The sequence below is a fragment of the Lacticaseibacillus suibinensis genome (genome assembly GCF_003946175.1).
Classification (GTDB): Bacteria; Bacillota; Bacilli; order Lactobacillales; family Lactobacillaceae; genus Lacticaseibacillus; species Lacticaseibacillus suibinensis.
The window spans coordinates 77084-92125 of the sequence record NZ_RHOK01000002.1; the positions used below are offsets into that span (position 1 = coordinate 77084).

A 15042-nucleotide genomic window follows, 5' to 3' on the forward strand; every position below is an offset into this window, starting at 1 on the left:
CAAGGAGGACAAATAAATGGCAGATCCAAACATTGTAATGACACGCATTGATGAACGGTTGGTTCACGGCCAAGGCCAAATGTGGATCAAGGTTTTAGGGGTGAACACCTGCATCGTCGCCAATGACGAAGCCGCTGAAGACAAAGTGGCCCAGACCTTGATGAAAACCGTGATTCCTGATTCTGTCGCCATGCGCTTTTATCCGGTGCAAAAGGTGATCGATATTATTTATAAAGCTAACCCTGCCCAGAAGATTTTCCTTTTGGTCAAGGATCCGAAAGACGCGCTGCGGCTCGTAGCTGGCGGCGTGCCGATTAAGAAGATCAACATTGGTAACATTCACAACGCCCCGGGCAAGGAAAAAGTCACCCGTTCCATTTTCCTTGGTGCTGAGGATAAGGCGGCGCTGAAGTCGTTGATCAACGATTATCACATCGAATTCGACAACCGCACCACGCCATCGGGCAATGATGGCAGTGTCGAAGTTAACATTGCGGACTACTTAGATTAATCTCAATAGGAGGAGCACTTATGCATATCACACTCATTCAAGCCCTACTGATTGGGCTTTGGACCGCGTTTTGTTACGCGGGGATGTTATGGGGCATTTACACCAACCGCGCCTTGGTCTTGAGTTTCGGCGTTGGGGTCATTTTGAACGACATCCCTACTGCTTTGGCCTGCGGGGCCGTTGCTGAATTAGCCTTCATGGGCTTCGGGGTCGGCGCTGGTGGCACTGTCCCACCTAACCCAATCGGCCCTGGGATCATCGGGACGTTAATGGCCATCACCATGTCTGGGGTCACCCCGCAAAGTGCCTTGGCCCTGTCCATTCCATTCGCGGTCGCCATTCAGTTCCTGCAGACCTTTGTTTACACCTTGTGCGCCGGCCTGCCTGAAGCCGCTTCTAACGCTTTGAAGGCCCATAAGTTCGGCAAGTTCCGCTTAATTGCTAACACCACAGTCATTTTATTCGCCACTGTTGGGTTCTTACTCGGCTTCCTGGGTGCCTACAGTATGGACACCTTGAAGACCTTAGTGAACATGATCCCTGCTTGGTTGCTCACTGGCCTGAACGTGGCCGGCGGGATGCTGCCAGCCATCGGGTTTGCGATGATCATGACCGTCATGCTCAAAAAGCAGCTCGTGCCATTTGCCCTGTTGGGTTACGCTTTGGCCGCTTACCTGCAACTGCCTGTCATCGGCATTGCCATCATCGGTTTGGTCTTTGCCCTGAAGTTCTACTTCGAACAGGATGAAAAGCAAGCCGCACCAGCGCAAGCCACCACCACAAGTCAGGAGGAATCACGCGATGACTGGATCTAATGTCTTAACCAATAGCGATTACCACAAAACAACGCTGCGGGCATACTTCCTGCAAAACGGGTTTAACTACAGTAACTATCAAGGCTTAGGCTATTCCTTGATCATGTATCCTGCCTTCAAGAAATTGTATGGCAACGATCCTGACAAGTTGGCTGAAGTCCTGAGTGAAAACATCGAATTCTACAACACCAACCCGAACTTGATTCCGTTCATCACTTCCATTCATTTGGCCATGGCGGATAACGGGCTGGAATACAAGGAAACCCGCGGTATCAAGATGGCCTTGATGGGCCCGCTGGCTGGGATTGGGGACTCCTTATCACAGTTCTGTATTGCGCCTTTGTTCTCCACCATCTTCGCTTCCCTGGCGATGAACAACATCGCCTTGGCCCCTGTCTTCTTCCTGTTGGCTGAAAACATCACCTTGCTGGCCATTAAGTTTGGGATGGGCGCTTACGGGAAGCGCCTGGGCACGAGCATGATTGAAAAACTCAGTGCCAAGATGAGCCAAATCTCTGACGCCGCCAGCATGGTTGGGGTCACCGTTATCGCCGGTTTGGCTGCCACCTTTGTCAAGATGAAGGTCACCTTGACCTACGCCTCCAGCGCCAAAGCTGCTAAAGGCGCCGCAACTTCCACCGTGGACATTCAAGCCCTTTTGGACAAAGTTGCCCCAGCCCTGCTGCCAGTGCTGTACACCTTGCTGATGTACTACCTGATCAAGAAACGCGGCTGGACGACCTACAAACTGGTTATCTTGACGGTTGTGATTGGGATTGTGCTGAGCCTGGTTCACGTGCTCGGCGTCTAATCACCACAATATAAAAAAGGCTAGCGCCAACTGTCCCTGACGGTTGGCGCTAGCTTGCTTGGAGGATAATTTTGGCTGATCTTAATTACATCAAAACCCAGCTTTTGCACACTGCCGCCGCCCGCGGCTTTGACCCTAAGGCCTTCTCTGCCAGCGCCCAACGCGCCATTATTGCCGATGCCGAGCGCCTTTTGCACCGCACGTTTCTGTTCGACAAGCCTTGGGATATGGAACGCTGCACAAGGCCTTATCAGCTGAACCCCATGGACTATGAAGCCGTGCGCAACGATGATCCAGAATGGTGCTTCATGCTGAACCGCATGGACTGGCTCAGCGATCTCATTTTGGCCGCTTGCCTGACCAACCGGCCGGAGTTCAACCAGGCCGCGCTGGCCTACCTGCAGACTTGGGTGGCGCAGCATCCGACCCTGAAGCCGCAGAACTCAACTCGCACCTTGGATACTGGCATTCGGCTCGTAAATATCGTCGATGCCCTGACTTACCTGGCCGAAGCCGAGCTCCTGCCTGACGAGGTGTTGGCGCCGCTCGCGGACAGCCTCCTCGCCCAGGCCAACTATCTCAAAGCCCAGTACATCCCCAAGTACAAAACCAGCAACTGGGGCAGTATTCAAACCTGCGCGTTGGTGACAGTGCTGCCGCTTTTGCTCCCAGATTTTGCTGACCAACCGCTGTATCAATGGGCCAGCGCTGAACTCGGCGAACAGCTGCGCCTGCAGGTTTTTGACGATGGGATGCAATGGGAACAGTCCTTGATGTATCACGTTGAGGTGCTAAACGGCTTGCTCCGGGCCATTGCCAGCCAAAGCCAGCGCCAATGCGATGTGTCTAGCCTCGTCCCATTCGCTAAGCAGATGACCCGGGCCTTAGCCTTGACGCTCACCCCCAGCGGCGAACTGGAACTGTTCGGTGATACCGATCGCATCGTCGCGACGGATGTCTTTGATCGCGCCGCCGTGATTTTGCATCAGCCGCGGCTCAAGGGCTACACCGAAGCCACCCTCAGTCCAGAAAGCCTTTACTGGCTCGGCCAACCTGGCGTGAAAGCCTTTAACGCCGCGCCCGAAGCCATCCCAGATGAGCTGGTTTTCGACGGGATCGACAGTGGTAATTATGCCATTCGCAGCAGTTGGCAAAAAGACGCCGATTTTCTGTTCTTCAACGGCGGCCCGCTGGGTAGCGGCCACGGCCACAGCGACAATAACCACTTTTCGCTTTATGCCAAGGGTCAGCCCCTGCTGGTTGACTCCGGGCGGTATACGTACCGTGAAGACCATCCCTTGCGCGTGGCGCTGAAAACCATTGCCGCGCATAACGCCATCATGGTGGACCAGTTCACGCCATGCGCCCCCAGTGCCAGCTGGGAATACGCGCAATACGGCACGCCGCTGAAGCCTTATGTCCGCCACCGCGGCGCGTCTCACTATCTCGAAGGTACCATTATCGGTAGCCAACCGCTGAGTGTCTGGACCCGCAAAATCGTCAGCCTCCCAGGCAGCATTTGGGTGGTGACCGATGAGGTGCAAGTCGATGGCACGCATGAGTTGACCCAGTACTTCCACCTTGACCCCAGTGTCACCCTGGCCCAAACCGCTAACGGCGCGCTGCTGAACGATCAGTGGCAACTGATTAACGCTAGCCCTTACACTGTGGCAGAAGCGCCGTTCTCCCCGCGCTACAACGAGGTCGAACCCCATCAAGTGCTGGCTTTTCACACAGCGTTCACCGACCGCATCAGTCAGACCACGATTATCGCACCGAAAAACACCACCGTGACGGCAGTGCCGATTTTGCAAAATCTGGATCAGCCGCTGCCCACCGCTGAAGGTTCCGGCTGGCAGCTTGCGGTGAGCCCCACCGAGCGTTACAGCGTGGGCATCATGCATCAAGAACTGTTCCGGGGCAAAAAGGTATATGCCTTAGATGGCGCAGCTTTCCATGCCCAGGCCATCGTCGTGCATCGCTTAGGTGATACCGTCACGGCAACTCGAATGAAGGTTTAAGGCACTGGCAATCGTGCCCTCTGCCCCAAGCCTTCTTTTCACCTAGGCAAAAATCTCGTCAGTCTGCATTTCACATGGCATACTACGCGTGGCAACCGCCTCGTGAGGAGGTGTGCCCATTGAAGACACTGCTTTTGAAAGTCATCACCCCATTGTTGCTGGGGATAGTCCTAGAACTGTTTGCTAATTGGTTGGATAGGCGATGATGACCGCTCTGGTTGCCGCCAACGCGCACGCTTGAGACAGCGAAAAAAAGAGCCATCACTCGTCAGATGAGTGATGGCTCTTGTGCCTCATTGACACACTGCTTTTGTCGTTAGTATAACATAGAAGCTTGAAAAAGCCAGCCTCTCATGCTGAACCCAGTGCCCTAATCAAGCGGTGGTCGGGTATCACCAAAAGGACACCGTGCAAGCAGAACGGATGCCATGGATTGCACTTCACCAAAGCAAGTTCCTCGTCAGGTTCCCTTTCACATGGCATACTACTCCTGGCAACCGCCTCGTGAGGAGGTGTGCCATCATGAAGATGTTACTTGTGACTGTTATCGCCCCAATGTTGGTAGGGATCGTCATTGAACTGTTCGCCGATTGGTTGGATAGGCGACGATAATCGTCTTGGTTGCCTCTAACTCACACGCTTGAGAAAGCGAAAAAAAGAGCCATCACTCACCCAACGAGTGATGGCTCTTGTGCCTTCATGAAATCGTTACTTGCCCCGCTAGTATAACATGCTGGCACAAAAAATACAGCATACCAACTCGCGCGCAGCCGCAAAAGGGAGGCTACAGCCAACTGCTTAGGCTTGGCTGCTCAGACTCAAGTCAATCTGCAGTTCACATGCATACTACGCGTGGCAACCGCCTCGTGAGGAGGTGCGTCCAGAAGCATAAGCTACTTATGACCGTTTGCACCCAATGTTGGTGGGGTTCGTCATTGAACTGTTCGCTGATTGGTTAGATAGGCGACGATAACCGTCTTGGTTGCCTCTGACTCACACGCCGAATAGGTGAAAAAAGAGCCATTACTCGACCGCCGAGTGATGGCTCTTGTGCTCAGATGAAATAGCTACTTATGAGTTTGAGTATAACATGGGCTCGAATCAAAAGCATCCTCGCGGTCTCAATAGAAGCAGCCCCAAGCCTCCATAATAAGCAGTTCCCTTTGCCTGAGCGAAGCATCAGACTCGTTGCGGTCGATTATACCAGTGCTTGAAGTGCCGCCTTATCATACCGATACGGCACGTGGGCCGCCGCCGGGACATCTTGCCAGGCCACTGGGTAGCCCGCGCCATGTGCGCAAAACACGGAGCCCGTCAGGTTATCGGTGTCGCCCACTTCGGTGTAACCCCGTTCGGCGATCACTGCCGCCGCGTTATGGCAAGGCCGATAGCCATCGACCACGCACTCCAGTTGGCCCTGGCCATGCGTATAGGCATTGACGATTTGGCCATAATCCTGCATCTCCGCCACTGGCGCAAAACCGGTCAAAAGCACCATGCCATTGGCCGCCGGGGCGCTGGGCGGATCGCACAGGCCGGCCATGCGCTCGATATCACTCATCGCCCGGCCAATCTGCGTTTGCGCCACTTCGAGGCGAAAACTGTACCAAGGCTCCAAGAGTTGGCAGCCGCCAGTTTGTTTGAGCATCATCAGCCCCTGCCGCACCGCGCGCCAAGTGGCTTCGCGGAAGTCGCCGCCCACGGTATGCACGTTGCTAGCGCGGCCGGTGACCAACGTAATTTTGGTGTCAGTCAAGGGCGACCCAGTTAGCACACCGCGGTGCTCTTTGGCCGCGAGGTTGGCCAGGACAAGATGCTGCCAATTTTTTGCGAGCACTTCTAGGCTACAGTCACTGGCAAAAGTCAGCCCGCTGCCGCGCGGCCCTGGTTGCATCAACAAATGCACCTCTGCATAGTGGCGTAGCGGCTCAAAATGCCCCACTCCTTCCACCGCCTGGGTGATGGTTTCCTGATACAAAATACTGCCGGCATCAAAGGCGACGGTTAAGTCGAACCGCTGCTTGAGCAGTTGCTGCAAGATTTCCAGTTGCACCTTGCCCATCAGCTGCACCCGGACTTCTTGCAAATGCGGCGACCAGGTGACATGCAGGGCTGGGTCTTCATCTTCCAGCTGGCGCAGGGCCGCTAAGCAGCGCGGCAGCTCTTCCTGTAGGGGATCAAGGGCGTAGGTTAACACCGGTTGCAGCAGCGGCGCCGGCGCTGCGGGTTCAGCGCCGAGCCCCATGCCCGGTTTGGTGTCACTCAAGCCAGGGATGGCACACACTTCACCGGCTTGCACCGCACTGGCCACAGTGTACTTCACCCCATTATAAACCCGCAGCTGATTGGCTTTCTGCTCGCCTAGTACTAACGCTTTAGGGGCCAGCGTGCCGCCGGTGACACGCACCCAGGTCAGGCGCTCGCCTTTATCATAGGACACCTTGAACACCCGGGCGCCAAACGCCGGTTGCGGCTTCATCGGCACCGTCCATTTAGCCAACCCGGCCAGCAAATCATCAACGCCAGTGAGCTTGAGCCCCGCCCCAAAATAAACCGGAAACACTTTGCGCTTGGCAATCAAGCGCTGCACCGTGGCGTCAGCCAAGGCGTTGCTGCCCATGTATTCATCCAGCGCCTGGTCATCTTGCAAAGCCAAGGTTTCTTCGTCTAAAGCCTGATCAAACGGCAGGCAGCCCTCGCTCAAACCGGTTTGCAGTAGCTTCAACATCGCCTCGCGGTCTGCGGTAGCGACATCCATTTTATTGACAAAAATGAAAGTTGGCACCTGATACCGCTGCAGCAAGCGCCACAAGGTCCGCGTGTACCCCGGTAAATGGTTGCTGGCGGCCACCACTAAAATTGCGTAGTCCAACACTGGTAGCACTTGCTCGGTTTGGCTGGCAAAATCCACGTGGCCTGGGGTATCCAGCAAGGTTAACGTCAGATCCTGATATTGCAGCTGGGCCTGATGCGAAAAAATCGTGATCCCGCGTTGTTTTTCCAACCGGTCGGAATCCAAAAAGGCATCCCCATTATCCACGCGCCCCACCTGACGCACGGCGCCAGTTTGATAAAGCAGCGCCTCTGATAACGTGGTTTTCCCAGCGTCCACATGCGCCACAATCCCTGCTGTAATTTGTTTCATACCTACTCCTTACTGCGCTAAAGCCAACAGCCGCGCCCGCAGCCGCGGATTAACCGCGTAAATCCCCAAAGCACGTCGCCCCCGCTTGAGCAAAATATTAGCCACATGGCGAATAATCGCCGCCTTGGCCGTCTCGTCATCGGCCAGATCCGGGCGACGGCGAAACGCGGTTTGGTCCTCAAAGCGACTGGGAGCCACCGTCAAGCGGTCGTTCGCTTCATCATAATCCAAACTTGGACCCAGAATCACCCCTGCTGCGTTGAGATCAAAGCCCTGAATCGTGTAGATTGACCCCACCTCGCCTAAGGTTTCAGGCCGGCTCGCCCATGGCCGATCGGTGAAGTTAATTTTATCCCAAGGCAAGCGCACACTCCCCGCCTGCACGTACCAGGTGCGACTGCCAAACACCCGAAACGGAAAATCGGTGGTCGCGATCAACCGCGCTAGGCCATATTCGGCTTCTTTGGCCTGCACCCACGCGACCAGCGGCGCCCCGTCAGTGAACACTTTCAGTTCATAATCCGCCGGCTTGGGCAAAGGCAGAAGCTGCCCGGCCACGAAGGCATTGACCCAGGCGCTCACGGCTGGGTCCTGCATCCGCAGCTGATGGGTTAAATTAGCCGTTTCAACCGCATGCCCCGCCAAATGCTGCGTCAACATCGCTGGAGTCCATAAACTCTTGAGCTTCACCACTTGGTTAAAGTCCACCACCAGCACCACCACATGCGCCAGCGGCAGCAAAGCATCGAGCTGATTGGCCTGATCAAAATGATTGAAGGCATCTTTTTGGCTCAGCAGCAGCTGTGCTTCATCCACAAACACGACATCATAGCGGCGATGCTGCTTGGTTGCGGCGTTGATGAACGGGGTCGGCTTTTGAAAGTCACTTTTGCGGAGCACTGGATCAGCGGCCGCGACGGCCCAATAGATCTTCAGCATTTCGTTGTGGTTGACTAACAACCGATTGTGCAAACCGGCCAGCGAACTGTCTGGTTGGTGAGCCTGATGTTGCAAGGTGGTGAACACGGCATTGAGCACTGCGCTTTTCCCTGAACCGGCATCGCCATGGAGCACAAATACCGCCGTCGTCTCGTCGTGCTGGTGGACCTGAATGAACTGCAACAGCTGCCGCTGCAAGGCCTGCTGCTGGGCGGTGAGTTGCGCTGCCGGCGGCAACATGAAAGTTGAATCTGCTAAAGCCAAAATCAAGGCCCCTTTCCGCCTTTCATTGTAGCGGAAGTCGAGCGAAACCAAAACCTCGCGTCTGCGCAAATAAATTTCGCGGCCCCTCTTGCTTTTCCCTTGGGCACCATGTAAGATACCCTTGTACTTACAAAAAGTAAGCAAAACGGAGGCTAGTAAAAATGACGGCAAAAAAATATCAATTCGGTTTGGACACTTTCGGTGACATCGGCTTCAAGGATGACGGCACGGCTATGGACGGCGGCGAAACCCTGCGCCAAGTGGTTAAAGAAGCCAAAATGGCAGACGACTTGGGCATTGATCTGATTGCCTTAGGGGAGCATCACCGCCCCGAATTTGCCATTTCCAGCCCTGAAGTTGTGCTCGGCGCCATGGCGGCGGTGACTAAGCGCATCAAGCTCGGCACCGCGGTCACCGTACTGAGCTCTGATGATCCCGTGCGCGTGTTTGAACGCTTCAGCACCTTGCATGGCCTGTCACAAGGCCGCGAAGAAATCATGCTCGGCCGCGGGTCGTTTACCGAATCCTTCCCGCTTTACGGCTATGACCTGCAAAACTACGATGAACTGTTTGTCGAAAAAATCGCCATGTGGCAAAAACTGCTGGAAGGCAAGCCAATGAACTGGTCCGGCAAGTTTACCCAGAAGCTCACGGACACCACGGTTTATCCCAAGCTGCCAAAAGGCGAAACCATTGCGACCAGTTTGGCGGTGGGCGGCTCACCAGAATCCATCATCCGCGCCGTTTACTATGACATTCCGGTGGTGATTGCCATTATCGGTGGCGAACCGATTCGCTTCCGCCCATACGTCGACTTGTACCATAAGGCGGCCAAGCAATTGAAGAAGCCAGAGCATCCGCTCGGCATGCACGCCCACGGCATCATTTTGGATGACGAACAAGAAGCTGTTGAAGTGGGCTTCAAGTACATCAAGGCCGAAATGGACAGCATTGGTATCGACCGTGGCTGGGCGCCAATGACCCGCGATCGCTTCGAATTCGAAATCGACAAAGGCGCCTACTATGTCGGCACGCCAGAACAAGTCGCCCAGAAAATCGCCAAAAACATGAAGGCATTGGATATGCAGCGCTTCGACCTAGTGTACGGCACCGGCGGCCAGCTTTTGCATCAGCGGGAAGACACGATTCGCAACTACGCGACCAAAGTGATTCCGCGGGTCAAGGAACTGCTGGGAGGTGAGTAGCATGAGCGAACTAACCATTGGTATTTTAGGGGCCGGCAAGCTCGGCTCTACCCTCGCTCGCATCGGCGAAAACGTGGGGCTACCGATTCGCATTGCCAGCCGCCACTCGGTTGCCGACCTCGAGTGGGTCATCGACACGCTTGCCCCTGGCGCCGTCACCACGACCCCGGCCGATTTGATTGCCCAGTCGGATGTGATCATTTTGGCCATTCCGCTGAGCCATTACACTGACCTTGACCCTGAGGCCTTCGCTGGCAAAATCGTGCTCGATGCGACGAATTACTGGAAAGAAGTCGATGGCACTCACAATGCCATTTCCGATTTCAACCATTCGTCTTCAGAAGTGGTGCAGGCTCATTTGAACAAGAGCTATGTCGCCAAGGCCTTCAACCACATGGGCTATCATGATCTGGAAATCGAAGTCGAACGCCATCCCGACGTGCCGCGTGCCATGGCATATGCCACTGACCACGATGAAATCCGACCGACCGTTGAGCATGTGCTGCGGGCGTTTGGGTTCGATCCTTTCGATCTCGGGCCGCTACGCTTCGGCCTCTTACTTGAGCCAGGCAGTCCCCTGTTTGGCGAAGCCATCCCGCGTCCGGACTTTGCGGCCAAGCTGGCGACCATCTATGACAGTCCCTTCGGCCAACACGTCATCGCTGCCCGCGGCGGCAAAATCGAATAACTCAGCAGCCGCTGACGCTTGCGTCGGCGGTTTTTTGTCTGGGGCGGCCGCGGGTTGTGGTGGTAGCCTCCGCTCGGTGCGGTCTGGCTGTGCGGCCGGTCTGAGCCACAAACCAGTCTCAGGCCGCCAGACCACACCGAGCTCCGCCCACCACCACATCCCGCTTCATAACAGTAACGGTAACCGTAACGGGTCATTGTCACGCTCACCCCGGTAAAACCCGGCCCGTCTAGGTGACGCACAAGCACATTAAAAGGCTATCCGCCGCTGCAGCAAACTGCAATGGCAGGTAGCCTATTTTGATGAAACGTTTATCAATTAGTTGGTTTGCCGCCGTTTAAGCAAGGCGAACCCACCTAGCACGAGTAGCACTGCCCCGCCAGCGATAAGCGCATGATTGATCACGCTACCGGTATTCGGGAGGCCTTTGTTAGTTTTGTGTTGGCCGACTTTTTTGCCGTGATTGGTCGTTTTGCCAGTGGTTTGGCCTTGGCTGGCACTTGAAGCGGTGCTAGTCGTGGCAGTTGCCGGCTTTTGAAGGCCATTAATGGCTTTTTGCAGTTGGTTGGCCGTCTGGTTCACGGTGCCTTGAGTCGCTGCCGTATCTGCCAGCACGGTTTCACTGGCCTTCAAAGCAGTGGTCAAAGCGGCAAAGCTGGCTGTAGTGTAATCTGCGGCTTTCAGGGCTTTGCTTTGGTTGACCAGCGCCTGCAGCTTGGTTTTATCCGCCGCTTTTGGCGCCGCCAGTGGCGTGAGGGTCAGATGCTGGGAAACCCCGTGCTTGGCCGCCGTGTTCACGGTGACGGTGGTGGCGTTACCTTGAACAATGGCTTGAGCATCGCCTTGAGCCACGGCATAGCGACCTTTCAGCGTGAAGGAAACGGAAGTCTGTTTGTTGGTCGGATCTTGAATGGAGAAGTCATTGCCTTTGCGCATCATAATCATACGGCTGTGGCTTTGCACGTCATCCACTTGGCCTTTGGCGGTGAAGAAGACATAGCCCTTCAGGCCGAGGCTGTTTTCCTGCACGGCCGAGACATCCGCCGTGTTCTTCAAAATGGTGACGTTGTTTTGGTCGATGTAATCATGCAGCTGAGTGGCATTTTTGCTTGGCACGATGCTATAGGCGTAGCTGCTCGTCGTATTGCCTGGCTGCTGATAAGTCAGGGTGACATAATCTTTGGTAACCGTCTTGTCAGCACTGCCGGTGGTTTTGTTGCGGACGTCAGAATACTTGCCGGTGCGGCTTTCCTGCAGCACATTGACCTTGTTATTATCGTAGAACACATAGCCCACATTACGTTTGCTGTTGGCGTTGTCCTCAATCGTCAGCCACTTCTTGGCGGCAGTGGCCTTATCCAAATTGGAGTTGACAGTCACATTTTCGCCCGCATCAAACATCTTGTTGTCGATGGTGGTGGTCATAGCGCGGCCGTTGATGTCGTGGACGTTAGAGCCCAGCACCACGATTTCGTTGTCAAACATGAACCAAGCCTTGTTCGCTTCGGCGTTCTTGAAGACGACGAAATCTGCGGGCAACTTGTCCTTGTCGGCGTATGACTGTTCATCGCCGAGCTGCATGCCAGCCGCCGCGTACTGATCGAGCTGCGCACTGCCGGAATAATCATTGGTGCCCAGTGGGAAATAGACATACGTGTTCTGGGTCACGGAACCCGATTCAAAATCAGGTTCGTGGGAATAGAAGTCGCCGCCGTACAATTCTGGAATCGTCTTGCGCTGCTCATTGACGGTGGTGACACCAGGCAGCTTGTTGGGATCAACCGTGGCCTGGTAATCGATGCCGAACGCCTTGGTCTGATCGATACCATCTTGGTAAAGGTAGAAAGCACCATCCCCTTGGTACCAAGACTTCAGGTTTTCGCCTGACATGTATTCGTACTTGGAGACCCGATTGGAGCTGCGGGAAATCGCGAACCCGTAGTTAGGCCGAATGAGCACTGATTTGTCCATCAAGTTAAACGCGTAATACTGATCGTTGGTCAGCGGATTGGTGCTGGACACATTCGGGTCTTTCATAATCGCGTTGAACGCCATGGTGTTGCCCCGCGAGCCAAAATTACTGCTATTGACCTTTAATTGCGGAATGCTCGATAAGTATTTGATATAGCTTTGCAGCTTGTGTTGTGCATCGCCGCTCATGGCCGTTGATAATTGCACCAACGATTCCACGATGCTGGCACTGTCGGTATAGCCAGAGCCGGTCCGGGAAATCCCGCGGCCTTTGACGATTTCCATCATGTAGCCTTCGTACATCAAAGGCGCAAAGCTGTTGTAGATCCAATTGTTGACGGTATTCAGCAAGGTTTGGCTTTGCAGCGAGGTGCCTTTCAGCAGCGTGGTCAGCTGGCCGGTTCGGCCGAGTAGCACAATGCCGTAGCTACCGGTGTACGCCACTGTTGAGTGCTGAATAAAGGAACCGTCTTCGTAAAAGCCGTCGGTCACCCCATGCTGGATGTTGTCCGGGTCGATCACCGCTAGGCAAGTCTTGAAGTCGGCAATCGCTTTTTTCACGCGTGGGGCATCGTTATTGGCGAGGCCTTGGCAGATCCGGTTCAAGGTAATATCGGCGAGGTTGGCGCCAGTGTGCTGGCGGGCGTCAAGGTTCACATCGCCAATCTTCGGCGAGCCTGGCTTTTCGTCGCCGCGTAAGTACGCATCCATCGTCTTAATCGAAGTGTCAATAAACGCCGGATCCAGGTCATCATGCAGCAACAGCAGCATGCGTGACAGACTGGTTGGCACACCGATTTCCCATTGGTACCAGTTGCCATAGTATCCTTTGGTGGTATCTTGCAAATACTTGGTTTGCAGCCACTGGAGTGCATCGATCAGCGCCGTTTTGGCGGCAGCATTTTGATACATGGTGTTGTACTTGCTTGGTGTGGCAATGGCCAACGCCACACTATAAAGCTTGGTATATGTCGTCCCCAAGTTAGCCGAGAGATCGGCAACGGTGAGGTTCGTTCCTTGACTATTATCCAAAACCACGCCGGCATAGATTGCATTACCAGCATGATCGAAGTCAGGCAAATTCGTTTGTCCAGCCTTGGCAATGCTCGTCATCTTCGCCTGATTGATTGGATCATCATTCATGGTTTCATTCCCAATCAAATATTCGATTTGGTTGGCTTTGATCTGGGCCATTTCTTGCGTGCTGATGACCGCGTCAGTTGTGGCTGCGCCCACAGTATGCGGGGCGGCGCTGAAAAAGCCGATTGCCAGTAGCGCCCCCGCTACCACGGCCTTTTTTAATGAATTCATCCCTTTACCTCCATGACTTAAAAGCTCCCTAATTGTCACTTACCCGTGTGTTCACGAAGCGCCCACGCTTCGCACTGGCCCCCCTCTCGTATGAACCGTTAACCTTTTAATGGGTTAACGTGTTGTTTAAAGCCATTTGTATCATACGCGCTGTTGGCAGTAATGTAAACGATTTCTATTGCACAATTTATTCGTGTATTCCCTGCTTTAGAATCGCAAGGTCAACTTTCGGTTCCAAGATAGGAGTGTCTCACTTGACCCGTTAACTAAAGCAGGAGGCGTGTTGCTATCTTTCTCGTGGTTCCCCTCGTACACTGAAGCAGAATAATCAATCAGAAAGGAGGCTGGGTGATGATTTGGACAGTTGAAAATTTTTCTGCTGTCCTCGGACGCCTGACGCCCCTGACCCGCAAAGAAGCCTTGGCCATCGCGAATGCGCTCGTGGCTCAAGGCTTCCAAGAAAAGCTGGCGCTGGCGATTGCGACCAGTCAGGCCAACCAGTGGTGCCGTAAGAACGCCACCGTTTCGGCCAAATCAGCACACCAGCGCAGTCCAAGGCGCGGCCATAGCAGTCAGACCAGACTCTGCCTGCTGGGCCGTGTTCAGCTGCAGCGGTGATCACCCCACCGAGCTTTACCAGTGCAAAACTGACGCCGTCGAACGCGCCAAAACCATCGCTAGCGCCGAACACGTCAGCGTGGCAATTTATAAGCGCAATGGGGCCCTGAAGCAAGTGGTCAAACCACGATAAAACACGCCAAAAAACGCATTTTCTTCTTGCCGTACACATGAAGAAAGTGCGTTATTTGCCGGATGAAGCGCATAGTTTAGTCAATCTGATGATTGACCAGCATGCCCACTGCTTGGACAAAATCTTTCACCTCAAGGCACTGGCTAACAATTGGATTGGCCGCCCCGCGGCCAGTCGCTACGTGAATGCCAAGCAGGTTGGCCTGTTTTGCGCACAACATATCAGCCTGATAGCTATCGCCAATCAGCACCGCCTCGGCTTGGTCAAAATGATAACGCGCTTGGGCCTGCTCGATTAACCCGATTTCGGGTTTGCGGCAACGACAATGCTCGCTGGCCAAATGAGGACAAACAAAGCAATCATCAAGCCCCATGGCCAGCAATGAGGCCACCAAATCGGCAACCTGCATGTCGCCTGTGGCTATTCTGGTTTGATTGGTCACGGCCAAGACACGGAAACCCGCCTCATGTAACGTCCGAATGGCGGCAAGGACGCCTGGGTAAGGCCTAAAATCTGCGACTGAGGTATAGTGGCCATCACCGCCGAGAGTGCCATCACGATCCACCAGCACGGTTGTCAGCATCAGCTTGTCTCCTTTTTCTTTTCACTA

The 15042-nt window shown here is 54.5% G+C and carries 14 protein-coding genes; 10 read left to right on the forward strand and 4 right to left on the reverse strand.

Features of this window, described 5'->3' with window-relative positions; all coding sequences use genetic code 11:
* Positions 1–16 precede the first annotated feature (16 nt).
* The 6 genes from EKM90_RS01410 to EKM90_RS01435 all read left to right on the forward strand — a co-directional run bounded on the left by EKM90_RS01410 (position 17) and on the right by EKM90_RS01435 (position 4770).
* Complete coding sequence (locus tag EKM90_RS01410; RefSeq protein ID WP_125579271.1) at positions 17–511, forward strand: PTS sugar transporter subunit IIB; 495 nt, start codon at positions 17–19, stop codon at positions 509–511.
* Between the two features lie 20 nt (positions 512–531).
* Positions 532–1326: a PTS mannose/fructose/sorbose/N-acetylgalactosamine transporter subunit IIC gene (locus tag EKM90_RS01415; protein WP_125579272.1), complete on the forward strand. Its 795-nt coding sequence runs from the start codon at positions 532–534 to the stop codon at positions 1324–1326.
* Complete coding sequence (locus tag EKM90_RS01420; protein WP_125579273.1) at positions 1313–2137, forward strand: PTS system mannose/fructose/sorbose family transporter subunit IID; 825 nt, start codon at positions 1313–1315, stop codon at positions 2135–2137. Before EKM90_RS01415 ends, EKM90_RS01420 begins: the two co-directional genes overlap by 14 nt.
* A 71-nt stretch (positions 2138–2208) precedes the next feature.
* Positions 2209–4158 (forward strand): alginate lyase family protein, encoded by a 1950-nt coding sequence (locus tag EKM90_RS01425; protein ID WP_125579274.1) that lies wholly within the window; start codon positions 2209–2211, stop codon positions 4156–4158.
* A gap of 74 nt (positions 4159–4232) precedes the next feature.
* Positions 4233–4364: a type I toxin-antitoxin system Fst family toxin gene (locus EKM90_RS01430; RefSeq protein ID WP_125579275.1), complete on the forward strand. Its 132-nt coding sequence runs from the start codon at positions 4233–4235 to the stop codon at positions 4362–4364.
* Between the two features lie 316 nt (positions 4365–4680).
* Positions 4681–4770 carry a type I toxin-antitoxin system Fst family toxin gene (locus EKM90_RS01435; RefSeq protein WP_225422663.1) on the forward strand — a complete coding sequence of 30 codons (90 nt, stop codon included), beginning with the start codon at positions 4681–4683 and terminating at the stop codon, positions 4768–4770.
* Between the two features lie 586 nt (positions 4771–5356).
* On the opposite strand, the gene EKM90_RS01440 is transcribed toward EKM90_RS01435, so the two are convergent.
* Together EKM90_RS01440 and EKM90_RS01445 are read right to left on the reverse strand one after the other, a co-directional pair.
* Positions 5357–7303 carry an elongation factor G gene (locus EKM90_RS01440; RefSeq protein ID WP_125579276.1) on the reverse strand — a complete coding sequence of 649 codons (1947 nt, stop codon included), beginning with the start codon at positions 7301–7303 and terminating at the stop codon, positions 5357–5359.
* A 9-nt stretch (positions 7304–7312) separates the two neighbouring features.
* Complete coding sequence (locus tag EKM90_RS01445; protein WP_404819933.1) at positions 7313–8482, reverse strand: DUF2075 domain-containing protein; 1170 nt, start codon at positions 8480–8482, stop codon at positions 7313–7315.
* Between the two features lie 185 nt (positions 8483–8667).
* On the opposite strand from EKM90_RS01445, the gene EKM90_RS01450 reads away from it, so the two are divergent.
* The gene (locus EKM90_RS01450) at positions 8668–9711 is read left to right on the forward strand and encodes an LLM class flavin-dependent oxidoreductase (protein ID WP_125579277.1); all 1044 of its coding nucleotides are present in this window, start codon (positions 8668–8670) and stop codon (positions 9709–9711) included.
* A gap of 1 nt (position 9712) precedes the next feature.
* The gene (locus EKM90_RS01455; RefSeq protein WP_125579278.1) at positions 9713–10399 is read left to right on the forward strand and encodes an NADPH-dependent F420 reductase; all 687 of its coding nucleotides are present in this window, start codon (positions 9713–9715) and stop codon (positions 10397–10399) included.
* Between the two features lie 318 nt (positions 10400–10717).
* Here the strand turns inward: EKM90_RS01455 and EKM90_RS01460 are convergent, their stop codons facing one another.
* Positions 10718–13681: a polysaccharide lyase family 8 super-sandwich domain-containing protein gene (locus EKM90_RS01460; protein ID WP_125579279.1), complete on the reverse strand. Its 2964-nt coding sequence runs from the start codon at positions 13679–13681 to the stop codon at positions 10718–10720.
* Positions 13682–14032: 351 nt separating this feature from the next.
* On the opposite strand from EKM90_RS01460, the gene EKM90_RS12705 reads away from it, so the two are divergent.
* Both EKM90_RS12705 and EKM90_RS13230 read left to right on the forward strand, forming a co-directional pair.
* Positions 14033–14299 carry a hypothetical protein gene (locus EKM90_RS12705; protein WP_164507804.1) on the forward strand — a complete coding sequence of 89 codons (267 nt, stop codon included), beginning with the start codon at positions 14033–14035 and terminating at the stop codon, positions 14297–14299.
* A complete protein-coding gene (locus EKM90_RS13230; protein WP_164507805.1) occupies positions 14280–14432 on the forward strand; it encodes a DUF2188 domain-containing protein in 153 nt (50 codons plus the stop codon). The genes EKM90_RS12705 and EKM90_RS13230 overlap by 20 nt, the downstream gene beginning before the upstream one ends.
* Positions 14433–14508: 76 nt before the next feature.
* Here EKM90_RS13230 and EKM90_RS01470 read toward each other — a convergent pair whose 3' ends face one another.
* Positions 14509–15015, reverse strand: a complete 507-nt coding sequence (locus EKM90_RS01470; RefSeq protein ID WP_125579281.1) for an HAD-IIIA family hydrolase — start codon at positions 15013–15015, stop codon at positions 14509–14511.
* Positions 15016–15042: the final 27 nt, after the last annotated feature.